Below are 22474 nucleotides of genomic sequence, written 5' to 3' on the forward strand. Positions count from 1 at the left end.
CTCCTAGGCGGGAGGCCGCATCGTCCCTCGTGCGAACGCAACTGCAAAGCCCGGCGTTGCCGCCGGGCTTTGCGCATTGGGTCCGGTCGGGCGGTCCCCTCGAGGACCGCCGTCTTAGGATCAGAGCGTGCGGGCGATGTGCTCCACGCGGAAGTTCTCGATGATATCGCCGACGCGGATATCCTCGTAGTTCTGGAAGGCCATGCCGCATTCCTGGCCGCCCGGCACCTCGGCGACTTCGTCCTTGAAGCGCTTGAGCGTCTTGAGCGTACCCTCGTGGATGACCACGCCGTCGCGGATGAGGCGTACGCCCGCACCGCGCTCGACCTTGCCTTCCGTAACGCGGCAGCCCGCGACCTTGCCGATCTTGGTGATGTGGAACACCTCCAGGATCTCGGCATTGCCGAGGAACGTCTCGCGCCGCTCGGGCGACAGGAGGCCCGACATCGCCTGCTTCACATCATCCACGAGGTCGTAGATGATGTTGTAGTAGCGGATCTCGATCCCCTCGCGCTCGGCGAGCTGACGGGCCTGCGCGTTGGCACGCACGTTGAAGCCGATGATCGCGGCGTTCGAGGTGGCGGCCAGCTGGACGTCCGACTCGGTGATGGCACCGGCGCCCGAATGGACGATGCGCGCCTGCACCTCGTCCGTGCCGAGCTTTTCGAGAGCCGTCCCAATCGCCTCGACCGAGCCCTGCACGTCGCCCTTGACGAGCAGCGGGAAGGTCTTGAGGCCGCTCGACTGCAGCTGGTTCATCATCTGCTCGAGCGAGCCGCGCTGACCGGCCGACTTGGCGACCGCCTTCTCGCGGGTCAGGCGCTGGCGGTACTCGGTGATCTCGCGCGCCTGCGCCTCGTCCTTGACCACAGCGAAGCGGTCGCCGGCGAGCGGCGTGCCCTGCATGCCGAGGACCTCGACGGGGGTCGACGGACCGGCCTCCTTCATCTGCTTGCCCTGGTCGTTGACGAGGGCGCGCACGCGGCCCCACTGGTCGCCGGCGACCACGATGTCGCCGACGCGCAGCGTGCCGGCCTGGACGAGCGTCGTCGCCACCGGGCCGCGGCCACGGTCGAGCTGGGCCTCGATCACCACGCCTTCGGCGGTGCGGTCGGGGTCGGCCTTCAGGTCGAGGATTTCGGCCTGCAGCAGGATCGCCTCGAGGAGCTTGTCGAGGTTGGTGCCGGCCTTGGCCGAAACCTCGACGTCGAGCACCTCACCACCCATCGATTCGACGAACACCTCGTGCTGGAGGAGCTGCGTGCGAACCTTCTGGGCGTCGGCGGCCGGCTTGTCGATCTTGTTGATCGCCACGATGATCGGCACGCCGGCCGCCTTCGCGTGGCTGATCGACTCGATCGTCTGCGGCATGACGCTGTCGTCGGCCGCCACCACCAGGATCGCGATGTCGGTCGCCTGGGCGCCGCGGGCACGCATCGCCGTGAAGGCGGCGTGGCCCGGCGTGTCGATGAACGAGATCTTCTGCCCGTTCTGCTCGACCTGGTAGGCGCCGATGTGCTGCGTGATGCCGCCGGCTTCGCCGGACACGACGCTGGTCTTGCGGATCGCGTCGAGGAGCGAGGTCTTGCCGTGGTCGACATGGCCCATGATCGTGACGACCGGCGGGCGCGTGACGAGCTTCTCGGGATCGCTCGCCACGTCGAACATGCCGGTCTCGACGTCCGATTCCGCGACGCGGCGAACCGTATGGCCGAACTCGGACGCGATGATCTCGGCGAGATCGGCGTCGATCACGTCGCCCGGCTTCATCATCTGACCCTGCGCCATCAGGAACTTGATGACGTCCACGGCCCGCTCCGACATGCGGTTGGCGAGTTCCTGGATGGTGATGGTCTCGGGGATAATCACTTCGCGGGCAATCTTCTCGCGGGTCTGGTTCTGCTGCGAGCGCTTGAACTTCTCCTGGCGACGACGCATCGACGACAGCGAGCGGCCGCGCGCGTCCTCGTCGGACAGCGCACGCTCAACGTTGACGCGGCCGGCACCACGGCGGTCGTCGCCGGTGCGGGCGCGCGTCGGCTTGGCGGCGTCGGCGGCCGGCGCGCGTGCCGGACCACGAGCGGCGCCCGGACGGCGACGATCGTCCTCGTCGTCGGCCCGCGTCTTCTTGGTGAGGTCGGTACGACCGGCCGGGCGCAGGCCCAGGCCGTCGTCCACCGGCGGCGGGCCGGGGATGACGTTGACGTTGGCCTTGCCGCCGCCGGTGCGGGCGACGGGCTTGTTGGCGGCGCGGCGGGCCGCATCCTCCTCGGCCTTCTTGCGGGCGGCGGCCTCGAGCTCGAGACGCGCGTTCTCCTCGGCCTGACGGCGCTCGGATTCCTCGCGCTCGGCGCGGCGACGCTCGTCCTCGGCGACGCGGCGCGCCTCCTCGATCTGGAACAGGCGGCGGTCCTCGGCCTCGCGCTGCTGCGCGAGGATCAGGGCGCGACGACGCGCATCCATTTCCTTTGACGACAGATCCGACAGGACGGCACCGCGCGGCTGGCGGGCACCGGGCGCGGCAGCGGCCGGCGCGGGACCGCGACGGTCGTCACGCCCGCCCGGCTGGCCCGGACGACCGGCCTGCGCCGGCTGGCCGGGGCGCTGCTGGCCCGGCGCGCCGGGGCGGCCGGCCTGCGAGCCGGCATAGCCGGGACGCGCCGGCTGGCCCGGACGCTGCGCGCCGACCGGGCCGCCGGCGGCGGGGCGGGCGGGCGCAGGCGCGCCCGGACGCGGTGCCGTGCCCTGCGGGGCGCGGGGCGCGGCGGACGCGGCAGCCGGAGTGGCAGTCGGGGTGGCCGCGGGCGCGGCGGTTTTGGCGGTATCGTTCAAGGAAGGCTTCGGTGACTCGGGTTCGGAAGGGGGCGTGGAGACGCTCGGCGTCGCGGCAGGAGCCTCGGCGACGGGCGCAGCAGGAGCGGGAGCCGGAGCAGCGGCGGCCGGTGCGGGCACGGCAGGCGCCGCCTCGGCCGCGGGCGCCGTCTCGGCGGCCTTGGCGACCGGTTCCGTCTGGGCGGCCGGCGCCACGGGGCGATCGGGGGTGACCGGCGCCTGCGGGTTCTTGGCCGCATGCTCCAGCGCCGCCATCTGCGCGGGCGTCAGGGTCGGGCGTGCGGGCGCCGCCGCAGCCGGTGCGGGCGCGGGTGCTGCAGGCGCCGCTGCGGCCTCGGACGCCGCAGGCGCTTCCTTTGCCGTTTCGCCGGGGACCGAGAACTTGCGCTTCTTGGTCTCCACGACGACGCTCTTCGTCCGCCCGTGCGAGAAGTTCTGCCGCACCGTGGACTGCGAAACGCTGCCGCTCGGCTTCAGGGACAGGGTCTTCTTCGGGGTGACGCTCAGCGTCTTGTCATCGCCCGATTTCGTATCGCTCATTACCGCTTCCGCTTCCTGCGCGGGTTTGTTCCCCGCGCCACTATCCGTGCCTAGAGCATTTTTCAACCGTGCTCAGCCGTTGATCTTAATGGTGGCTTCACGAAGCCGGCTGGTGACCGGCATCCGCTTCGTTGGTTTCCCGGGCGCTTGCGCCCCGGTAGGTCTCCAGCGCATCGAGGCGCTCGATCAGGGCCGCTCCAGCTCCACCGGGCAGGATGGCCGCGTGTATCACATTCAGGTCGCCCATGGCCAAACCGATTTCGTCGGCGGTCAGCGACTGGTAGGCCGGCACCGGCCGCCCTCCCGTCTCGGCGGCCCGCGCATGGCGCGCTCCGTCGAGCTTTCGAATTCCGTCCGCCGCGCCATCCGAGGCGTGGAGGACCGCGAGAGCCTTGCCCGCGCGCAGCGCGGCATCGACCTTGGTCGACCCGGTCGTCAGCTGGCCGGCCTTGCGGGCGAGCGCCAGAGCGCCCGTTGCCGAACGAACCAGAAGCGCTTCCAAATCGTCGGCCAGCGTTTCGGTTCCCGTCAGCTCGCGCTTCAGGGCCCGCGCCAGAAGCTTGCGCTTCATCGCCGTCTCGACCACCGAACGCCGCGCCTCGATATGGGCGCCGCGTCCGGGCAACCGTCGCTTGAGGTCCGGCACGACCTGCCCGTCCGGGCCGGCGACGAAGCGGATCAGGGCGTCGGCCGGCAGCGAGCGGCGCGACACGATGCACATGCGCCCATTCATCACCGCCGCCTCCAGATCCGCGTCCTCGTCCATTCCCTCGCTCAGACCTCCTCGGCCTCCTCGTCGCTCTCGACCGCCGGCTCCTCGGCCTCGACCCAGCCGGCCATCACGCGGGCCTGCATGATCATCGCCTCGGCGTCCTGACGGCTCACGTCGAACGCCGAGAGCGCGCCGGCGAACTTCTTCGTCTCGCCGTCCTTGCGCTCGGTCCAGCCGACGAGATCGTCGGCCGCGCAGCCCGCGAAGTCCTCGACGCTCTTCACGCCGTCCTCGCCGAGCGCGACCAGCATGGCCGTCGTCAGGCCCTCGATCTGGCGCAGGTCGTCCTCGACGCCGAGCGCGCGGCGCTTGTCGTCGAGCTCCTTCTCGCGCTGATCCAGGAACTCCTTGGCGCGGTTCTGGATCTCGGCCGCCGTATCCTCGTCGAAGCCCTCGATCGAGGCGACCTCGGAATTGTCGACGTAGGCGACTTCCTCGACGCTCGCGAAACCCTCGGACGCCAGGAGCTGGCCGACCATCTCGTCGACGTTCAAGGCGTCCATGAACAGGGCGGAGCGCTCGGTGAACTCCTTCTGGCGACGCTGTGACTCCTCCTCTTCGGTGAGGATGTCGATGTCCCAGCCGGTGAGCTGCGAGGCGAGGCGCACGTTCTGGCCGCGACGACCGATCGCAAGGCTTAGCTGGTCATCCGGGACCACGACTTCAATGCGCTCGGCGTCCTCGTCGAGCACGACCTTGGCGACTTCCGCCGGCTGCAGCGCGTTGACGAGGAAAGACGCCGCATCCGGCGACCAGGGAATGATGTCGATCTTCTCGCCCTGCAACTCGCCGACGACGGCCTGGACGCGCGAGCCGCGCATGCCGACGCAGGCGCCGACCGGATCGACCGACGAATCGCGGCTGACCACCGCGATCTTGGCGCGCGAGCCGGGATCGCGGGCGACCGCCTTGATCTCGATGATGCCGTCGTAGATTTCCGGCACTTCCATGGTGAAGAGCTTCGCCATGAACTGCGGATGGGTGCGCGACAGAAAGATCTGCGGGCCCCGCTGCTCGCGGCGCACGTCGTAGACGAAGGCGCGCACGCGATCGCCGTAGCGGAAGAGCTCGCGCGGGATCTGCTCGTCGCGGCGGATGATGCCCTCGCCCTTGCCGAGATCGACGATCACGTTGCCGTACTCGACGCGCTTGACCGTGCCGTTGACGATCTCGTTCACGCGACCGATGAACTCGTCGTACTGCTTGTCGCGCTCGGCCTCGCGCACCTTCTGCACGATGACCTGCTTGGCGGACTGGGCGGCGATGCGACCGAACTCCATCGGCGGCAGCTGCTCGGCGATGAAGTCGCCGGGCTCGGCGTCGGGGTTCTTGTCGCGGGCGAGATCGAGATAGATCTGCGTCGCCGGATCCTCGACCTCCTCGACGACCTCCAGAAGCCGCTGCAGCTTCATCTCGCCGGTCTTGGTGTTGATGTCGACGCGGATGTTGGTTTCCTGGCCGTAGCGCGAGCGGGCGGCCTTCTGGATCGCGTCCGCCATCGCGGCGATCACGATCTCCCGATCGATCGACTTCTCGCGCGCCACGGCATCCGCGATCTGCAGAAGCTCGAGTCGGTTCGCACTGACTGCCATGTTCACGTCTCCTGTCGAAAGCCGCCGGGCATCCAAGGCTCCGGCCCTTCGGAAAGGATGGCCCACGCCCTCCGGCGCGACGCCTCCCATCGTCTCATCAATGCGCGCCGGGCTCTCCGGCTGCGTCCAAGGTCTCGTCTTCGTCGTCGATCGGCAGGCCCTTCGCCTTGCGGGCGGCCTTGTCGGCCTTCAAGGAGGCCGCGATCAGGTCGTCGGTCAGGATCAGCCGGGCCTCGGCCAGGGCATCGAACGGCACCTCGACGACCTTGTCCTCGCCATCCGACACGGCGTCGCGCTCCAGCCGGAAGCCCTCGTCCGACACGGACAGGATGCGACCGCGGAAGCGCTTGCGGTTGGCGACGAGGCGCGTCGTCTCCAGCTTCATCAACTGGCCGGCCCAGGCCTCGAAGTCGCCGACACGCACCAGCGGACGGTCGATGCCGGGCGACGAAATCTCGAGGTGGTAGGCGCGGTCCATCGGGTCCTCGACATCGAGCACCGGGGAGATGCCGCGCGACACCGCCTCGCAGTCCTCGACGCTCATCGAGCCGTCCGGCCGCTCGGCCATGATCTGCAGCGTCGTGCCGTTCATCGCCGACACGCGAATGCGCACGAGGCGGTAGCCGAGCTGTTCGATCACGGGCTCGAGCAGAGCGGCGATGCGGCCCTCGAGGCCCTGTTCGGTAATGATGCGCTTGTCCGTCACGAAGTCTCCGGTCGTGCCTCGGGACGCTCATTGAAGCCGTCCCGCCTGCGGCGACCGCCGGATCTCCTGCCGAGGCTATGCCCCTAACAAAAAAGAGCGGGACCGGGAGGACCCACTCTCACGATCGCATCGCAGAGAATTTGAACCCCATATACAGCCGAAGCGCCGCCATGGCAAGGCGAACGCCCCGCCCTCGTCAGAGGCGGCGGAAGGTGAGGTAGGCGCCCTTGCGGCCCTCGCGATGGGCCTTCGCCTCGTAGCGCGTGCCCGGCCAGCCCTCGTAGGGCGTGTGCCAGTCGGCCGGACCGTCCGCCTCCCAAGCGAACGCGGGGTGGTTGCGCAGATGCTGCAGCGTCCAGTCCACGTAGGTCTCGATGTCGGAGGCGAAGCGGAAGCGCCCGCCGGGCTTCAGGACGCGCGCCATGCGCTGGAGCGTGCGCGGGTTCACGAAGCGTCGCTTCCAGTGTTTCCGCTTCGGCCAGGGGTCCGGGTAGAACAGGTCGATCCCGTCGAGCGAAGCGTCCGGCAGCCAGTCGAGGAGCAGCGTCGCATCGTCGCCGAAGAGGCGAAGGTTCGCGCGGGGGCCCTCCTCCAGCGCCACCAGCATCTTCGCCATCGAGTTGACGAAGGGCTCGACGCCGATGAAGCCGGCGGTCGGATGGCGGCCGGATTCCAGATGCAGGTGCTCGCCGCCGCCGAACCCGATCTCGAGCCGCACCGTCTCGACGGGCGCCAAAAACAGGGTGCGAAGGTCGGCAGGCGCTGCTCGAGAGAGGTCGAGCGCCAGCGAGGGCAGCGCCTCCCGCAGGAGCCCGGCCTGCAGCGGTCGCAGCGTCTTGCCGCGCGAGCGTCCGAAGAAGTTCTCCCGGACGCGCGTTCGCTCGCCGTTCGTCCGTCGTTCAGCGGCCAAGTTTCGCCTTCAGCTTGGCGACGAGGTCGGTCCGCTCCCAGGAGAACGAGCCGTCGCGACCGGGCTTGCGGCCGAAATGGCCATAGGCCGAGGTCTTGGCGTAGATCGGGCGTGCGAGGTCGAGATGCTCGCGGATGCCGCGGGGCGTCAGGTCCATCAGCTCGCGCAGCGCCTTCTCGAGCGCCGTCTCGTCGACCTTGCCGGTGCCGTGCAGATCGACATAGACCGACACGGGCTCGGCGACGCCGATCGCGTAGGAGAGCTGGATGGTGCAGCGGTCGGCGAGGTTGGCCGCGACCACGTTTTTCGCAAGATAGCGCGCGGCATAGGCGGCCGAGCGATCGACCTTGGTCGGGTCCTTGCCGGAGAAGGCGCCCCCGCCGTGCGGGGCCGCGCCGCCATAGGTGTCGACGATGATCTTGCGGCCGGTGAGCCCGGCGTCGCCGTCCGGCCCGCCGATCACGAACTTGCCGGTCGGGTTGACGTGCCAGACACACGTCTCCTCGATCGGCAGACCGCTCGTCGCCTCGCGCACGAAGGGCTCGACCAGCCGGCGCACGTCGGCCGAGGTCAGGCTCTCGTCGACATGCTGCGTCGACAGGACGATCGAGGAGATCGAGACGGGCTTGCCGTCCTGGTAGCGCACGGTCACCTGGCTCTTGGCGTCGGGGCCGAGCACACCGGCGCCCCCCTCGCCCGAGCGGCGCGCCTCCGACAGGCGCTCCAGGATCTTGTGCGCGTAGAAGATCGGAGCGGGCATCAGCTCGGCCGTCTCGCGGCAGGCGTAGCCGAACATGATGCCCTGGTCGCCCGCGCCCTCGGTCGCCTTCGAGCCGGCGTCGACGCCTTGCGCGATGTCGGCCGACTGCTCGTGCAGGAGAACGTCGATCTTGGCGGTCTTCCAGTGGAAGCCGTCCTGCTCGTAGCCGATCGCCTTCACGGCGCGGCGGGCGGCGGAGCGCACCTTGGAGCGGAGCTTGGGCGAATCGAGCGTCGAGCGTACCTCGCCAGCGATGACGATCCGGTTCGTGGTGGCCAGCGTCTCGCAGGCGACGCGAAGCTGCCAGGCGTCCATCTTGGCCTTGCGGGCCTCGCGGTAGAGGAGATCGAGCACCTCGTCCGAGATGCGATCGCAGACCTTGTCCGGATGCCCCTCCGAAACACTCTCGGAGGTGAAGAAGTACTCGCCGCTGCGCATCCGCCTGTGGTCTCTCAGCTGTTGGGACTTCGATCGGGGTCGCCGTCCCTTATCAGGGGTTCCCCGCGGCGCAAGGCTTTTCTCGCGCCGGCGCGTCGAGGTGCCGCTACTTGGCCTCGCCGATCTCGGCCTCGGCCTCGGCCAGCGAGCGCACGAGCTCGAGGATGCGGCGCCGGACCTTCGGGTCCTGGATCTTGCCGAAGGCGCGGTTGAGCTGGATGCTTTCGGCCGAAACCGGATAGTCGGTGACAAATTCGGCATCGGGCTCGCGCATCCCGACGGGCGGCGCATCCCCGCCCTTGTAGCCCTCGAAGAAGAACGACACGGGTACCTGCAGCACCTCGGCGATCTTCTGCAGGCGGCTGGCGCCGACGCGGTTGGTCCCCTTCTCGTACTTCTGGACCTGCTGGAACGTGACGCCGAGCGCTTCGCCGAGCTTTTCCTGGCTGGTGCCCATCATCGTGCGCCGAAACCGCACCCGCGCGCCCACATGCACGTCCACGGGATTTGGTTTCTTGCTCTCGATCGCCATCGATGACCCCTCGGGCGCCGCGGCTCGTGACCGCGACCCCAGCTGGATCGACCCCCGCCATCCAGCACCTAACCCTATACGCGGTTATTTAGATGATACGACTTAGACGAGCAATCGCGCCATCATCACGCACGACCGGACCGTACGGATGTCACGATCGCCAGAAGCGCGAAAAGACTGACAATTGCGGCGAACGCAAGATTGCCGATGCGCGAGTAGAGGGTCGGCGGGCCGGCGACGGGCAGCGCAGCGTCGACCGTGCCGCCCTCCCCGAGCGAGAGGCCTGCGACCGGTCGCCCGACGCTGTCGGTGACGACGGAGATGCCAGTGTTGGCGGCGCGAACCAGCGGGAGGCCGAAGGCGGCGGCCGTCAGCTGCGCCTGCTTCAGGTGCTGGTAGGGGCCGGGCGTGTGGCCATACCAGGCGTCGTTGGTGACGTTGAGGAGGAAATCCGGGCGCGATTCGCCCGAGCCCAGGATCTCGTCGGGGAAGATCGCCTCGTAGCAGATCAGCGGCAGGAAGCTCGGACCGCCCTCGCCCGCCCGCATGATGCGGCGCGACGAACCGGCGGAAAAACCGCCCGGCAGCATTGTCAGCTGCGTGATCCCGAGGCTTTCGAGCGTCTCCTGGAACGGCAAGTACTCGCCGAACGGCACGAGATGAAGCTTGTCACCGGCATCGCGCACCGCGCCGCTCGAATCGATCACGTAGAGCGAGTTGTAGAAGCGGGCGCCGGGATCGGAGGTTTCGCCCTCGACGCGCGTCGCGCCCGCCATCAGCGTATCGGTCGGCGCCAAGGCATCGGCAAGGCGCGTCACCGCGTCCGGGCGGTCGGTGAGGATGAAGGGAAAGGACGATTCGGGCCAGATCACGAGGCGCCGCGTGTCTTCGGCCGCCGGCTCACCCCCGCTGGTCAGCGACAGGAGCTTCTCGAAGTTCGCATCCGCCTCGGCGGGGTCCCACTTCTCCGACTGGAGGATCGCCGGCTGCACGATGCGCAGCGCGACGTCCGGCACGGTGCCGACCGGCGCCTGCGACAGGTGCCAGGCGCCATAGCCCGCATGCGCGGCGAGAATCGCAAGGCCGAAGGCGACGGTGAGCGCACGGCCTCTCGGCGCGCCGGCGAGGAGCGCCGGCAGGGAGAACACGAAGACGGCGAGGATCGTCAGGCCGTGCAGCCCGATCAGCGACAGGCTGCCCATCAAGAGCGGGACGGGCGCGGCGAGGACGCCGAGTTCATTCCAGGCGAAGCCGGTGAGAAGCGTGCCGCGCAGCCATTCGAAGCCGGCGAACGAGGCGGCCAGCGCGAAGAGGCGGCCGACGCCGTCGCTCCAGGCGAGGCGCGCCACGGCCGCGGCGAGGCCGTGATAGACGCCGAGCACCATGGGCAGGCCGAGTACGGCGAGCGGCAGGGCCCACAGGAAGGCGGTGCCGCCCTGGAGGACCGCGGCGCCGAGCCACCAGAGACCGCCGAGAAAATAGCCGAAGCCGAAGCACCAGCCGATCCGGAAAGCCGGCGCGACGCGCCTGAAGAGCCCAGCGCCCGGACGGCCGCTGGCCCCGTCGAGCAGCCAGACGAGCACCGGGAACGAGAGGAAGCCGACAGCCGGAATGTTCACCGGCGCAAGGCCCAGCGTCGCCAGAAGGCCGGCGGCGAAGGCCAGAAGCGCCCGCCGCCAGCCGTGGAGAAGCATGATCCGTCCGGCCAGTCTGTCCAACGTCGATGTCCCCGCTCGCTCCAGCCCTGCCGGAACCCGTCATGCGCCGAACGGACGCACCCTCCAACGGTGGTAGAGGACGGGACTGTCGCGAAGCCTGCCGGAAGGGCGTCCGCGGGTCAGCTGTCGAGAACCGTCGCCGCGCCTTCCGGGAAGCGCACGATACGCAGCCGCTTCACGCGCCGCGGATCGGCGTCCATCACCTCGATCTCGAAACCGTCCACGGCTTCCACCACTTCGCCCTGTGCCGGCATGCGGCCGAGCGCGTTGACCACGAGACCCCCGATCGTGTCGGCGTCCTCCTCGTGTTCGCTGGTGTCGAAGTCGGCGCCGACGATCTCGCGCACCTCGTCGAGATCGGCGCGCCCGTCGGCATAGAAGACACCGTCGCCGGCATGGGTCACCAGCGCTTCCTCGTCGTCGTGCTCGTCCTCGATGTCGCCGACCACCATCTCGAGAATGTCCTCGAGCGAGACGAGCCCGTCGGTGCCGCCGTATTCGTCGATCACCAGCGCCATCTGGATATGGCTCGCCTGCATCCGCTGCATCAGCTCGGCGGCGTGCATGGAGGGCGGCACGAAGAGGATCTGCCGAAGAAGACCGAGGTCGGAAATCGTGTGGGCGAGATCGACGCGGCCAAGGTCGAGCGCCGAGCGCACCGGCGCGTCCGCCCCGCCGTCCTCGTGGCGGAAGCACAGGGCGGCGCGCGTGACGTGGCCGATCACGTCGCGGATGTGGACCATGCCCAGCGGGTCGTCGAGCCCATCGCCATAGACCGGCATGCGGGAATGGCCTGTCTCCTCGAAGCGCGCCATCAGTTCGCCGAGCGTCGCGGAGGACGCGATGCCCTCGATCTCGGTGCGCGGGATCATGACGTCCTCGACGCGCACGTCATGCAGTTGAAGGATGTTGTTGAGGAGGAGGCGCTCGTTCGGCGTGAAGCCGGACGCCTCGGTCTCGGGCCGCGTCAGGGCCTCGGCGATCTCCTCGCGAAGCGAATGCGAGACACGCGGGCGCAGGAACGCGACGAGCGAATCCAGAAATCCCGGCTCGGCGGGCACCTGTGCCGCGCGCCGGGGACGGCGACTTCGCGTCTCTGCGGGGGTTTCCGACGCGGCCGGCTCCTGGCCGGTCTCGTCTCCGTAGGGAGGCATACTCATGTGATTCACCAAGGGTCCCTTCTAGGTGAGCGCGTCGGCGGAATGATCGGCGTCGGCATAGGGGTCGGCGATGCCGAGCCCGGCCAGGATCGCGATTTCGAGGGCTTCCATCTCCTCGGCCTCCGGCTCGCTCTCGTGGTCGTAGCCCAAAAGATGCAGCACGCCGTGAACGAGGAGATGAAGGAAATGGTCGTCGGGGGATTTCGCTTCGTCCCGTGCCTCGCGCTCCAGCGTCTGCCGGGCGAGGATGAGATCACCGAGCATCGGGCCGGGCGCGTCGCCGGGCCGGAGCGGCATCATCGGGAAGGAGAGGATGTTGGTCGGCTTGTCCTTGCCGCGCCATTCGGCGTTGAGGGCGCGCACGTCCTCGTCGTCCGACAGGGTGACGGAGACCTCGGTCTCGACGGCCGGGCGGAGCCCTGCCCCGGCCGCGGCGGCGAACACGGCCTCGCGCACCAGTTCCTCGGCGGGGCGCGACAGGAGCGTGCCCCAGGCGTCGTCCTCCACCGACAGGAGGATCCGCGGCCCGGTCCGGGCCGCGGCGGAAGATCGGCCGTCGTTCATGGCGCCGCCTTGGCCCGCGTCTGCGTCGCGTCGGCCTCGTAGGCCTCCACGATCGCCTGCACGAGGCGGTGGCGCACGACGTCCTTGGCCTCGAAGCGCACCGACACGATGCTGGAGACGCCCTCCAGAACGCGCAGCGCCTCGACGAGGCCGGACTTCACGCCGGGCGGCAGGTCGATCTGCGAGGGATCGCCGGTCACCACCATGCGCGCGTTCTCGCCAAGACGCGTCAGGAACATCTTCATCTGCATGGTGGTCGTGTTCTGCGCCTCGTCGAGGATGACGGCGGCGTTGGCGAGCGTGCGGCCGCGCATGAAGGCGAGCGGTGCGATCTCGATGGCGCCGGCGGTCAACGCGCGCTCGACCTTCTCGGCCGGCATCATGTCGTAGAGCGCGTCGTAGAGCGGGCGCAGGTACGGGTCGACCTTGTCCTTCATGTCGCCCGGCAGGAAGCCGAGGCGCTCGCCCGCCTCGACCGCGGGGCGCGAGAGGATGATGCGCTCGACCTGGCCGCGCTCCAGAAGCTGGGCGGCATGGGCGACGGCGAGATAGGTCTTGCCGGTGCCGGCGGGGCCGACGCCGAACACCAGTTCGGCCCGCTCCATCGCGCGCATGTAGGCGTCCTGCGTCGGCGTGCGGGCGTAGATCGTCTTCTTGCGGGTGGAGATCTGGGCGAGCGCGAGGCGGCCCTTCTTCTCCAGCGTCGGAAGCACGAGCTGGTCGTCCTGCGCCACCGCCATGCGGATCGCGCCCTCGACATCGGAGACCTGGAGGTCGTGGCCGGACTGGAGGCGGGCGTAGAGGATGTCGAGCGTGCGGCGGGCCTGCTCGGCCGCCACCGGATCGCCGCGCAGCTCGACCTTGTTGCCGCGCGCGCGCGCATCCACCGACAGCTTCTGCTCGATCTTCGCCAGATGCTCGTCGAACTGCCCGAACAGGGCGCTCGCCAGCCGGTTGTCGTCGAAGGTCAGCACGATATGGGCCATGTCCGATGCGCCGGAGGTCGGAAGCACGCCGCGGGCTGCCTTCATGCGATCTTCCTCAACTGGGGCTCGGACGCTGCCGGAGCCGAAACGACCGGCTCGGCGCCGGCGGCCATCGCAGCCGGCTCGGCGCCGGCCGCCATCAATGAATTGGGGCGCGTTTCGGAAATGCGAACCGTGACGATATCACCCACCTCGCCCGCCGAGGACGGGACCACGACCGGCAGGAGGAAGGGCGAGCGGCCGATCATCTGGCCGGGGTGACGTCCCGGCTTCTCGATCAGGACCTCGGTGTCGCGCTCGACGAAGGACTCCTGGAAGGCGACCTGCTGCTCGCGGATCAGCGCCTGCAGGCGCTCCAGCCGCTCGGTCTTCACGTCTTCCGGCACATGGCCGTCCATCGTGGCGCCGGGCGTTCCGGGCCGGGGCGAATACTTGAACGTGTAGGCGGCGGCGTAGCGCACGGTGCGCACGAGATCGAGCGTCGCCTCGAAATCCGCATCGGTCTCGCCGGGAAAGCCGACGATGAAGTCGCCGGACAAGGCGATGTCGGCGCGCACGGCGCGGATGCGGTCGAGGAGCGCGAGATAGTCCGCCGCCTTGTGACGCCGGTTCATCGCCTTCAGGATCGGGTCCGAGCCCGACTGCACCGGCAGATGGAGATAGGGCATCAGCGCGCGGAGGTCGCCGTGGGCGGCGATCAGGTCGTCGTCCATGTCGCGCGGGTGCGAGGTCGTGTAGCGAAGGCGCGCAAGGCCCGGAACGGCGGCAAGCTCGCGCAGGAGGCCGGCCAGCCCGATCGGTCGGCCGGACGCGTCCGTGCCGGCCCAGGCGTTGACGTTCTGGCCGAGCAGCGTCACCTCGCGCACGCCCGCCTCCGCCAGCCGGCGCGCCTCGTCCATCACGGCCGCATAGGGCCGCGAGACCTCGGAGCCGCGCGTGTAGGGCACGACGCAGAAGGTGCAGAACTTGTCGCAGCCTTCCTGCACGGTCAGGAACGCGGTGACGCCGCGCCGGGCGATCGCCGACCTGGCCGAGGCCGGCAGATGGTCGAACTTGTCCTCGACGGCGTAGTCGGTCTCGACCACGCGCTCGCCGCGGGCGACGCGCTTCAGCGCGTCCGGCAGGCGATGGTAGGTCTGCGGGCCGATCACCAGATCGACCACGGGGGCGCGTTCGATGATCTCGGCGCCTTCGGCCTGCGCGACGCATCCGGTCACGCCGACGCGAAGCTCGCGGCCAACCGCTGCCCGCTCGCTCTTCAGCACGCGGATGCGCCCGAGCTCGGAATAGATCTTCTCGGCGGCCTTCTCGCGAATGTGGCAGGTGTTGAGGAGCACGAGATCGGCGTCCTCGATCACCTCGGTCTGCCGGTAGCCATCCCGCTCCAGCGCGTCGCCCATGCGCTGCGAATCGTAGACGTTCATCTGGCAGCCATAGGTCTTGATGAAGACCTTGCGTTCGCCGCGTGCGCTCTCGTCGGTTGTGTCCATGCGTCCTTTGCGGGCTCCGTCCCGTCCTGCCGAGCGGCGGGACGCTGGAACCCATCGGGAAGTCCTCGACGTCGCCGCACCGCCGCGCTATGCCCGCCGGCCCGGCCTTCTCCTTTCTATATCGACCCCCAGCCCCTCCGACGCAAGCGACGTTTTCGCGTCAGGGGTTGCGTGCGGTTTCGTCAGCCGAAGGGAAGCCGAAGCTCGCGAGCAGCATCCGGCGCACCTCGGCCTCGCAGCGGCGGGCCACCGCCTTGCGATCGCTGCCGGGCGTGACGCGGATCGGCTCGCCGAAGGAAATCTCGACGTCGATCGCCCCTTCGCGCAGGAAAGCCGACAGATGGGGCATCAACTCGACCTCGCCGGGCCAGGCCGCAAGGGGACGGCCGAAGCGCCCGAGCGCCATGCCGTTGGCGCCGACATAGGCGATTGCGACCGGCTGGACGAGCACCTCGTCGGCGCCGGACGCCTTCAAGGCTGCCTGCGCCGCGCCGAAGAGCGCGGTCTTGAACGGCAGGACCGTGTTGCCGTCCGAGGTCGTGCCCTCGGCAAACAGCACCATCGCGTCGCCCGCCCCCAGCCGTTCGGCGATGGAATCGGCCTGCGCGCCGGTGCGCCCGCGCGCGCCGCGCTCGACGAAGACCGTGCGCTGGAGGCGCGCCAGAAGCCCGAAGACCGGCCAGCCCTCGACGTCGGATTTCGCGATGAAGGACAGGGGCATCACCGAGCCGAGCGCCATGATGTCGGCCCAGGACTGGTGATTGGAGACGAGAAGCAGCGGTCGACCGGCGGCCGGCGCACCGCGACGGTGAACTCGCAGCCCCGCGACGCGCACCGCGATGCGCTGCCAGAGGAACGGGAGAACGCCCGCGAGCCTCCACCGAAAGCGGATGGCGAGAAGCTGCAGCGGCGTCAGGACCAGCGTCGTCAGCGCCAGAACGAGAGCGATCGCGGCAAGGCGCGCCGTCGCGACGGGATCGCGCGACAACGAGCCCGGCTCCGCGACGCGCGCGCTCCCGGCGTCAGTAAGGGCCAAGGGTCCGCTTCAGGATCAGGGCGTTCTGCCCCTGCCCGTCGGCGCCGACATAGTAGGCCGGTCGCCGACCGACCTCCTCGAAGCGCAGGTGCCGGTAGAGTTTCAGGGCCGGCGTGTTGGTCTCCTCGACCTCGAGGAAGAGGCTCGCGGCGCGCTCGGCGTGAAGATGCTGAAGGACGTTGTCCATCAGGAGCCGCCCGAAGCCCTTGCCGCGCGCGGCGCGGTCGACGACGATGGTCAGGATCTCCGCCTCGTCGGCAGCGGTGCGGAAGAGGACGACGCCGAGCGGCCGGACCTGGCCCGTGCGCCGAACGACGAAGCCGAAGGTGCCGTTCTGGGACAGGAGCGAGGCGAATTCGTCGCCGGACCACGGCTGCGAGAAGGCCTGGCTATGCAGCGCCGCCGCCCATTCGACGTCGTCGGCGGCCATCGGCTCGGCGACGACGTCGACCGGCGTGATGATGCTGTCCCAGAAGGACAGGGTCCAGGCCCATGGCAGATACCAGTACATGCCCTCCTCCTCCGGAAGGATCGCGGCCGGACCGGAATCGCCGGCCAAGCCACGACTATCGGCCTCAAGAGTTAACGGGGCCTGTCGAAGCCGCGGCCCGAAGTCCGGCCGGCGTCTGCGCCTTGGCGTCCGCTCCTCTCAGGTAGAGCGGAAGCGGGGGTGCGGCGACGGGACGGGGCGCGGCCAAACGCGCAAGGGCCCGGATCGGCGCGGAGCCCTCATGGCTGGCGATGTGGGCCGCGTCGAGCCCGAGCCGCTCGGCTGCGATCGCGGCGCCCGACCCGACGAGGCGAAGATCGCCGGGCGCCAACGCCGCGAGCCCGGCGAGAGCGTCCGGCGCGAGCGCCTGCGGCTCGGCGAGCACCGCGCCGCCGCGACCGAACAGGGCCGCGTAGACCTCGCCGCGCCTGGCGTCGTGGACGGCCAGCACCGGCGCCTCGCCCCAGAAGGGTTCGGCCTGCGCCTCCAGCGTGGTGACGCCGACGCTCGGCACACCGAGCGACAGCTCGAAGCCGCGGGCGGCGGCGACCGCGACGCGGATGCCGGTGAACGAGCCCGGACCGATGCCGACGCCGAGCTTGGCGATGTCGCCCCAGGTTGCGCCGGCGAGCTCAAGCGCCTCGGCCACCGTGTCCATCAGGACCTCGGCATGGCCGCGGCCGATGACCGGATCGAGGGCGGACAGAACCCGGCCGTCGTCAAGACGCAGGACCGCCGCCGAGCAGCGCTCGCCCGCCGTGTCGATCGCCAGAAGCAGGCCGCCGCTCATCGGACGGTTCGGCCGGTCAGGCCGCTTCCATCGCCTCCACGGCCTCCACCTCGGGCACGAAGTGGCGCAGGAGGTTCTCGATGCCGTGCTTCAGGGTCGCGGTGGAGGACGGGCAACCGGCGCACGAGCCGCGCATGTTGAGGAACACGACGCCGTCGCGGAAGCCGCGGAAGGTGATGTCGCCGCCGTCCTGCGCGACCGCCGGGCGTACCCGCGTCTCGAGCAGCTCCTTGATGGTCGAGACGACGGTCTCGTCGCCCGGCTCGAAGAACTCCTCGCCCGAATCATCGGCTTGAGCCCCGCCTGCAGCACCCGGTGCCATCACCGGCTCGCCCGACAGGAAGTGCTCCATCAGGCCCGCGAGGATCGCCGGCTTCAGATGCTGCCAGCCGGTCTCGTCCTTGGTGACGGTGACGAAGTCGTAGCCGAAGAAGACGCTGCGAACGCCCTCGATGCCCATCAGCTTGGCGGCGAGCCTGGAGCGGGCCGCGGCGTCGGCCGCGTCGAGGAACTCCGCCGTGCCGTTCTCCAGCACCACCCGGCCGGGCAGGAACTTCAGGGTCTGCGGATTGGGGGTGGATTCGGTTTGGATGAACATGGGCACGCCTCGGTTCAGCGGCGGAAAGATCGTGCCTTCCAGATAGTCGGCGCAGCCGCGCGCCGCAAGCGAAGGGAGAGCGACGCTGCGTTCGCTCGCGCGTCGCGCGGCTTGCGCGGCCCCTTCCTTCGCGCCATGGGTCGGGCTGCCCGTTTGATGTGCCGGATGCCCAGAGAATGACCACCTTGTTCCGTCGCCTGCTGCCCGACCTTCCCCACGTCAGCTGGCAGGAACGGCTGCGCGTCGTGATCGGTGCGCTCCTCGGGCTGCTCGTCACGGGCCTTGTCTGCCGGGCGGCGGTCGGCCCGGGATCGGCGCTGCCGATCCTCGTCGCACCGATGGGCGCCTCGACCGTGCTCCTGTTCGCGGTACCGGCGAGTCCCCTCGCCCAGCCCTGGTCGATCCTCGGCGGCAATACGATCGCTGCGCTCATCGGGGTCGGCGTGAGGCTGCTGGTGCCCGATCCGCTGCTGGCGGCGGCGACGGCGGGCGCGGCGGCGATCCTCGCGATGCTCGTCCTGCGCTGCCTCCATCCGCCGAGCGGCGCGGTGGCACTGACGGCGGTGCTCGGGGGGCCGGCGGTCTTCGACCTCGGCTTCGGCTTCGCCCTATGGCCGGTCGCGGCGAACTCGGCGCTCCTCCTCCTCACAGCGCTTGCCTACAACAACCTGACCGGCCGCCCCTATCCGCACCGCGCGCCGCGCCCGGCGGCCGGCCACGCAACACAAGACCCGCCGCCGAGCGAGCGCATCGGCTTCTCGACCGCCGATCTCGACGCGGCGCTTGCCGAGACCGACCAGCTCCTCGACATCTCGCGGGCCGACCTCGAGGCGCTTCTGCGGCGCACGGAACTGCATTCCTTCGCGCGGCGGGCGCGGGCAACGCGTGCGGCCGACATCATGTCGCGCGATGTCGTCGCGATCTCGCCCGACGCCTCGTTTCGCGAGGCGCTCGACACCTTGCGCCGCCATCACATCAAGGCGCTGCCGGTGACGGACGACAGCGCCCGCGTCGTCGGCATCCTCACGCAGACCGACCTTCTCGACAAAGCCGCCTGGGACGCGCGCGGGCCCCGCATGGGCGCACGCGAGCGGATGGCGCTCACGATGCGGCGCGGCCGGGCCCCGGCCGCCAGCGTCGCCGACATCATGACCGCGCCGGTGACGACGATCGGGCCGGACGACGCGATCGCCGACGTCGTGCCGGCGATGTCCGCGCTCGGCATCCACCACCTGCCCGTCACCGGCCCGGACGGACGCCTCGTCGGCATCGTCTCGCAGACCGACCTCGTCGTGGCGCTGCTGGCCGATGCCGCGCGGCGCGGCGAGCCGGCGGACTGATGCGAAAAGGGCGACGCCGCGGCGCCGCCCCGTCCCTTCACCGCTGCCGAACGATCAGCTCTCGAAGCGCTCCTTGCGCAGCGATCCGTCGGCATTGAGCTCGATGCGCACGTCGCGGCCCGCGGCGTCCTTCGCATCGGCCTCGACGTGGTTCTTCTTCACCTCGAAGTCGCCGCCATAGGTGTAGCCGAGCTTCTCGATCGCGGCACGCGCCGCATCCTCGGCCATCGGCGCGACGTAGGGCTCACGCTCGGCGAGGCGGTTGTCCTCGTCGACCTTGACCGCCCACATCTGGCCCGCGGCATCCTTGGCCGTGAACTCGGCGTGGTGCTTCTTGGTGTCGGTGAGCGTCACCTCGGTGTAGCCGGCATCGGTCAGCGCCTTGGTCGCCGCCGCCTCGTCGACGCCGCCGCCGAACCAGCCGCGATCGGCGCGCTCCTCGCGGGGCGGCGGCGGGCCGTCCTCGCCGCGGGGGCCATGGCGCGGACCGTCGCGATCGGGACCACGACCCGGGCCGCCAGGGCCGCGCGGGCCGTCATGCTCCGGGCGCGGGCGCTCCAGCGCGATGCGCTCGGCGCCGCCCACGCTGATCGAGCGGGCATCGATCTGGCCGCGCGCGAAGCGCCCGTCGACCGACACCGTGTCGCCGACCTTCACGAGATCGCCGCGCTCGCCGCGCGGTCCGAGTTCGACCAGCGTGCGGCCGGTCGCATCCTCCAAGACGAAGCGGTTGCCGAAGACCTCGGCGACGCGGCCCTCAAGGCGAAGATCGTTCATGTCGCGAAGCTCGTTGACGGTGGCGGTGCGGGGAGCGGGCGGGGCAGGAGGCATCGCGCCTGTCGTGGCGCCCTGTGCGAAAGCCAGCGTCGAGCCGGCGAGGAGCGGAACCGCGAGGGCGGCGAGGCCGAAGCGGCGCTTGGGCGAGAGGGTCGTCTTCATGATCGACAAATCCTTGTCGGTTGCTGATGACGCTCCTTCTATCCCCCGGCCTGAAACCCCTCCTGAACCGCGCGGTTCAGATTCCGTTCAGCTGCCCGGACTAGGCGGGGCGGCTATCCAATCAAAGGACGAACCCCTCCCATGCGCGTGCTTCTGGTCGAGGACGACGCCGGCCTGGCCGCCGAGATCGCGGGCGCGCTGCGGGCCGAGAACTTCGCGGTCGATCATGCCGACAACGGCATCGACGGCCTGCATCTCGGCGATACCGAGCTCTTCGACGCCGCGGTGCTCGACCTCGGCCTGCCGGGCCTCGGCGGCATCGAGGTGCTGCGCGGCTGGCGCGCTGCCAAACGCGACCTGCCGGTCCTCATCCTCACCGCGCGCGACGGCTGGAGCGACAAGGTGCAGGGGTTCAAGGCCGGCGCCGACGACTATCTCGTCAAGCCGTTCCGCGTCGAGGAGCTGGTGATGCGCCTGCGCGCGCTGGTGCGCCGCTCGCGCGGCCATGCCGACGCGCGCATCGCCTGCGGCCCCCTCACCTTCGACGCGCAGGTCGGCACGTTCGAGCGCGACGGCCTGCCCCTGAAGCTCACCGCGCTGGAATGGCGCGTCCTCTCCTGCCTGATGCTGCGCAAGGAGATCGTCGTGCCGCGCGCCGACCTCATCGAGCGCGTCTACGAGGGCGATGCCGAGGTCGATTCGAATTCGGTGGAGGTCATCATCGCGCGGCTGCGCCGCAAGATCGGCCATGCTATGATCGAGACCGTGCGCGGCCTCGGCTATCGCCTCACGGCCGGGGAGGCGACGGGATGACGCCCCATCGCCCACCGTCCCATCCGCCGCATCCCCACGCTCCCCCTCACCCACCGGCCCGCCGCCCCCGCGCGCTGCGCGACCTGTCGCTGCGGGCGCGGCTGACCCTGTCGGCGGCGCTCTTCGTGCTCGCCGCCATCGTCGTCACCGGCGTCCTCATCGGAACGGTGCTGGAGCGGTTCGTGCGCGGCGAAGTCGCCGGCCGTCTCGACCTGCAGATCGCGACACTCCAGACCGCCTTGCTGGCGCCCCCGCCGCCCGACGAGCCACGTCGCGGACGGCGACCGCCCGAGCCGCCCTCGCTGGCCCGCGCGCTCGCCGAGGTCGACGGCGCCCCGTTCGACAGGCCGCGCGGCGACTGGTTCTGGCAGGTGGACGCGGACGGTCGCGTGCTCGCACGCTCCCGCTCGCTCGGGGGGCGCGATCTCGTCCACGAGGACGACGCCTCGTCGATCGGCGGCGGCGCCGACCGGCTGGACCTCGGACGCGGGCCGGACGGGCAGGCGATCGTCCTGCGAGAGGACGAGATCGCGTTGCCCGGCGGCCGGGAGGCCCGCATTCTGGTGGCCGCTCCCCGCGGGGCGATCGACAAGCCGCTGCGCGACGTCACGCTCCAGGTCGCCGTCACCCTCGCCGGCCTCGGCGCGCTTCTCGTCGCCGCCATCTTCGCGCAGGTCCGCTTCGGCCTGAAGCCGCTCGACCGGCTGCGCACCGCGCTCGTTCGCGTGCGTTCGGGCGAGCGCGAGACGGTGGAGGGGCGCTATCCCGCCGAACTCGAGCCGCTGCAGCGCGAACTCAACGCGCTGATCGAGCAGGACGCGGCCAACCTTCGCCAGTCGCGGCTCCATGTCGCCAACCTCGCGCATGGCCTCAAGACGCCGCTCGCGACGCTCTCGGCCGCCGCCGAACGCCTGCCCGATCCCGACGCGCGCGCCCGCTTCCTCGACCTCTCCGCCCTGATGGACCGGCGGGTGCGCCATCACCTCCGCCGCGCCCGCTCCGCAGCGCTGGGCGGCCCCGTGCGCCAGCGCACGGATCTCGCCCGCCACGCCGAGGACCTGGCCTCGACGCTCCGGAAGTTCGATCCGCGCGTGGCGATCGAGACCCGGCTGGCGCCCGGCCTCTTCGTCGCGGTCGACCAGGAGGATCTCGACGAGATGCTCGGCAATCTTCTCGACAACGCCTGCCGGCACGCGGCCGGGCGCGTCGTTCTGGAGACTGCGCAGGAGGGCGCGCAGGCCGTCGTGCGCATCGCCGACGACGGGCGGGGTCTCTCGGCGGACGAGATCGCCGCCGTCCTCCAGCCCGGCCGCCGCCTCGACGAGACGCGCCCCGGCCACGGGTTCGGCCTGCCGATCACCGCCGAGATCGCCGGCCTCTACGGCGGGCGCCTCGCGCTCGGCCGCGCACCCGAAGGCGGGCTCGAGGTCCGGCTGACGCTGCCGCTGTCGGCGGCGGGCGCCTGACC

At 70.3% G+C, this 22474-nt stretch carries 20 protein-coding genes and 1 pseudogene; 3 read left to right on the forward strand and 18 right to left on the reverse strand.

Features of this window, described 5'->3' with window-relative positions:
* Positions 1 to 120 precede the first annotated feature (120 nt).
* The 17 genes and pseudogenes from infB to ACLNGM_RS00185 all read right to left on the reverse strand — a co-directional run bounded on the left by infB (position 121) and on the right by ACLNGM_RS00185 (position 17914).
* Positions 121 to 2463 carry a translation initiation factor IF-2 gene (infB, locus tag ACLNGM_RS00105; RefSeq protein WP_416358522.1) on the reverse strand — a complete coding sequence of 781 codons (2343 nt, stop codon included), beginning with the start codon at positions 2461 to 2463 and terminating at the stop codon, positions 121 to 123.
* Between the two features lie 657 nt (positions 2464 to 3120).
* Positions 3121 to 3372: pseudogene (locus ACLNGM_RS00110) on the reverse strand (translation initiation factor IF-2 associated domain-containing protein); the annotation flags it as partial.
* A gap of 97 nt (positions 3373 to 3469) precedes the next feature.
* A complete protein-coding gene (locus tag ACLNGM_RS00115) occupies positions 3470 to 4105 on the reverse strand; it encodes an RNA-binding protein (RefSeq protein ID WP_416358523.1) in 636 nt (211 codons plus the stop codon).
* A 41-nt stretch (positions 4106 to 4146) separates the two neighbouring features.
* Complete coding sequence (gene nusA, locus ACLNGM_RS00120) at positions 4147 to 5736, reverse strand: transcription termination factor NusA (RefSeq protein WP_416356679.1); 1590 nt, start codon at positions 5734 to 5736, stop codon at positions 4147 to 4149.
* Between the two features lie 97 nt (positions 5737 to 5833).
* Entirely contained in the window at positions 5834 to 6442 is a 609-nt protein-coding gene (gene rimP, locus ACLNGM_RS00125; protein WP_416356680.1) for a ribosome maturation factor RimP, read from the reverse strand.
* Between the two features lie 196 nt (positions 6443 to 6638).
* On the reverse strand, positions 6639 to 7352 hold the full coding sequence (gene trmB, locus ACLNGM_RS00130; protein WP_416356681.1) for a tRNA (guanine(46)-N(7))-methyltransferase TrmB: 714 nt from the start codon (positions 7350 to 7352) through the stop codon (positions 6639 to 6641).
* Positions 7342 to 8550 (reverse strand): methionine adenosyltransferase, encoded by a 1209-nt coding sequence (gene metK / locus ACLNGM_RS00135; protein WP_416356682.1) that lies wholly within the window; start codon positions 8548 to 8550, stop codon positions 7342 to 7344. The genes trmB and metK overlap by 11 nt, the downstream gene beginning before the upstream one ends.
* 106 nt (positions 8551 to 8656) lie before the next feature.
* The gene (locus ACLNGM_RS00140) at positions 8657 to 9082 is read right to left on the reverse strand and encodes a helix-turn-helix domain-containing protein (protein WP_090963819.1); all 426 of its coding nucleotides are present in this window, start codon (positions 9080 to 9082) and stop codon (positions 8657 to 8659) included.
* Positions 9083 to 9207: 125 nt separating this feature from the next.
* On the reverse strand, positions 9208 to 10800 hold the full coding sequence (lnt, locus tag ACLNGM_RS00145) for an apolipoprotein N-acyltransferase (protein ID WP_416356683.1): 1593 nt from the start codon (positions 10798 to 10800) through the stop codon (positions 9208 to 9210).
* A gap of 119 nt (positions 10801 to 10919) precedes the next feature.
* Positions 10920 to 11960, reverse strand: coding sequence for a hemolysin family protein (locus tag ACLNGM_RS00150; protein ID WP_416356684.1), 1041 nt, complete (start codon positions 11958 to 11960; stop codon positions 10920 to 10922).
* A gap of 21 nt (positions 11961 to 11981) precedes the next feature.
* The gene (gene ybeY / locus ACLNGM_RS00155; RefSeq protein ID WP_416356685.1) at positions 11982 to 12524 is read right to left on the reverse strand and encodes an rRNA maturation RNase YbeY; all 543 of its coding nucleotides are present in this window, start codon (positions 12522 to 12524) and stop codon (positions 11982 to 11984) included.
* Positions 12521 to 13555, reverse strand: coding sequence for a PhoH family protein (locus tag ACLNGM_RS00160; protein WP_416356686.1), 1035 nt, complete (start codon positions 13553 to 13555; stop codon positions 12521 to 12523). The genes ybeY and ACLNGM_RS00160 overlap by 4 nt, the downstream gene beginning before the upstream one ends.
* The gene (gene miaB / locus ACLNGM_RS00165; RefSeq protein WP_416356687.1) at positions 13552 to 15000 is read right to left on the reverse strand and encodes a tRNA (N6-isopentenyl adenosine(37)-C2)-methylthiotransferase MiaB; all 1449 of its coding nucleotides are present in this window, start codon (positions 14998 to 15000) and stop codon (positions 13552 to 13554) included. The genes ACLNGM_RS00160 and miaB overlap by 4 nt, the downstream gene beginning before the upstream one ends.
* 160 nt (positions 15001 to 15160) lie before the next feature.
* A complete protein-coding gene (locus ACLNGM_RS00170) occupies positions 15161 to 15988 on the reverse strand; it encodes a lysophospholipid acyltransferase family protein (protein ID WP_416356688.1) in 828 nt (275 codons plus the stop codon).
* 34 nt (positions 15989 to 16022) lie between these two features.
* Positions 16023 to 16595 carry a GNAT family N-acetyltransferase gene (locus ACLNGM_RS00175; protein WP_416356689.1) on the reverse strand — a complete coding sequence of 191 codons (573 nt, stop codon included), beginning with the start codon at positions 16593 to 16595 and terminating at the stop codon, positions 16023 to 16025.
* A 16-nt stretch (positions 16596 to 16611) separates the two neighbouring features.
* Entirely contained in the window at positions 16612 to 17316 is a 705-nt protein-coding gene (tsaB, locus tag ACLNGM_RS00180; protein ID WP_416356690.1) for a tRNA (adenosine(37)-N6)-threonylcarbamoyltransferase complex dimerization subunit type 1 TsaB, read from the reverse strand.
* A 16-nt stretch (positions 17317 to 17332) separates the two neighbouring features.
* Positions 17333 to 17914, reverse strand: a complete 582-nt coding sequence (locus ACLNGM_RS00185) for a NifU family protein (protein WP_294641535.1) — start codon at positions 17912 to 17914, stop codon at positions 17333 to 17335.
* 176 nt (positions 17915 to 18090) lie between these two features.
* On the opposite strand from ACLNGM_RS00185, the gene ACLNGM_RS00190 reads away from it, so the two are divergent.
* On the forward strand, positions 18091 to 19254 hold the full coding sequence (locus ACLNGM_RS00190; RefSeq protein ID WP_416356691.1) for an HPP family protein: 1164 nt from the start codon (positions 18091 to 18093) through the stop codon (positions 19252 to 19254).
* A gap of 54 nt (positions 19255 to 19308) precedes the next feature.
* Here ACLNGM_RS00190 and ACLNGM_RS00195 read toward each other — a convergent pair whose 3' ends face one another.
* Complete coding sequence (locus tag ACLNGM_RS00195) at positions 19309 to 20193, reverse strand: hypothetical protein (protein WP_416356692.1); 885 nt, start codon at positions 20191 to 20193, stop codon at positions 19309 to 19311.
* A gap of 141 nt (positions 20194 to 20334) precedes the next feature.
* Between ACLNGM_RS00195 and ACLNGM_RS00200 the strand changes: the two genes are divergently transcribed.
* Both ACLNGM_RS00200 and ACLNGM_RS00205 read left to right on the forward strand, forming a co-directional pair.
* Positions 20335 to 21006: a response regulator transcription factor gene (locus ACLNGM_RS00200; RefSeq protein WP_416356693.1), complete on the forward strand. Its 672-nt coding sequence runs from the start codon at positions 20335 to 20337 to the stop codon at positions 21004 to 21006.
* A complete protein-coding gene (locus ACLNGM_RS00205) occupies positions 21003 to 22472 on the forward strand; it encodes a sensor histidine kinase (protein WP_416356694.1) in 1470 nt (489 codons plus the stop codon). The genes ACLNGM_RS00200 and ACLNGM_RS00205 overlap by 4 nt, the downstream gene beginning before the upstream one ends.
* The last annotated feature ends 2 nt before the right edge of the window (positions 22473 to 22474 follow it).

Origin of the sequence: Aureimonas phyllosphaerae, assembly GCF_047943035.1 — a bacterium.
In the GTDB taxonomy this organism is placed as follows: domain Bacteria; phylum Pseudomonadota; class Alphaproteobacteria; order Rhizobiales; family Rhizobiaceae; genus Aureimonas; species Aureimonas phyllosphaerae.

Bases quoted from the DNA above. Each gene is read 5' to 3' on its own strand.
- infB (WP_416358522.1), bottom strand. From the start codon at position 2,463: ATGGATGCGCGTCGTCGCGCCCTGATCCTCGCGCAGCAGCGCGAGGCC.
- ACLNGM_RS00115 (WP_416358523.1), bottom strand. From the start codon at position 4,105: ATGAATGGGCGCATGTGCATCGTGTCGCGCCGCTCGCTGCCGGCCGAC.
- nusA (WP_416356679.1), bottom strand. From the start codon at position 5,736: ATGGCAGTCAGTGCGAACCGACTCGAGCTTCTGCAGATCGCGGATGCC.
- metK (WP_416356682.1), bottom strand. From the start codon at position 8,550: ATGCGCAGCGGCGAGTACTTCTTCACCTCCGAGAGTGTTTCGGAGGGG.
- ACLNGM_RS00140 (WP_090963819.1), bottom strand. From the start codon at position 9,082: ATGGCGATCGAGAGCAAGAAACCAAATCCCGTGGACGTGCATGTGGGC.
- ACLNGM_RS00150 (WP_416356684.1), bottom strand. From the start codon at position 11,960: ATGAGTATGCCTCCCTACGGAGACGAGACCGGCCAGGAGCCGGCCGCG.
- ybeY (WP_416356685.1), bottom strand. From the start codon at position 12,524: ATGAACGACGGCCGATCTTCCGCCGCGGCCCGGACCGGGCCGCGGATC.
- ACLNGM_RS00160 (WP_416356686.1), bottom strand. From the start codon at position 13,555: ATGAAGGCAGCCCGCGGCGTGCTTCCGACCTCCGGCGCATCGGACATG.
- miaB (WP_416356687.1), bottom strand. From the start codon at position 15,000: ATGGACACAACCGACGAGAGCGCACGCGGCGAACGCAAGGTCTTCATC.
- tsaB (WP_416356690.1), bottom strand. From the start codon at position 17,316: ATGAGCGGCGGCCTGCTTCTGGCGATCGACACGGCGGGCGAGCGCTGC.
- ACLNGM_RS00185 (WP_294641535.1), bottom strand. From the start codon at position 17,914: ATGTTCATCCAAACCGAATCCACCCCCAATCCGCAGACCCTGAAGTTC.
- ACLNGM_RS00190 (WP_416356691.1), top strand. From the start codon at position 18,091: ATGACCACCTTGTTCCGTCGCCTGCTGCCCGACCTTCCCCACGTCAGC.
- ACLNGM_RS00195 (WP_416356692.1), bottom strand. From the start codon at position 20,193: ATGAAGACGACCCTCTCGCCCAAGCGCCGCTTCGGCCTCGCCGCCCTC.
- ACLNGM_RS00200 (WP_416356693.1), top strand. From the start codon at position 20,335: ATGCGCGTGCTTCTGGTCGAGGACGACGCCGGCCTGGCCGCCGAGATC.
- ACLNGM_RS00205 (WP_416356694.1), top strand. From the start codon at position 21,003: ATGACGCCCCATCGCCCACCGTCCCATCCGCCGCATCCCCACGCTCCC.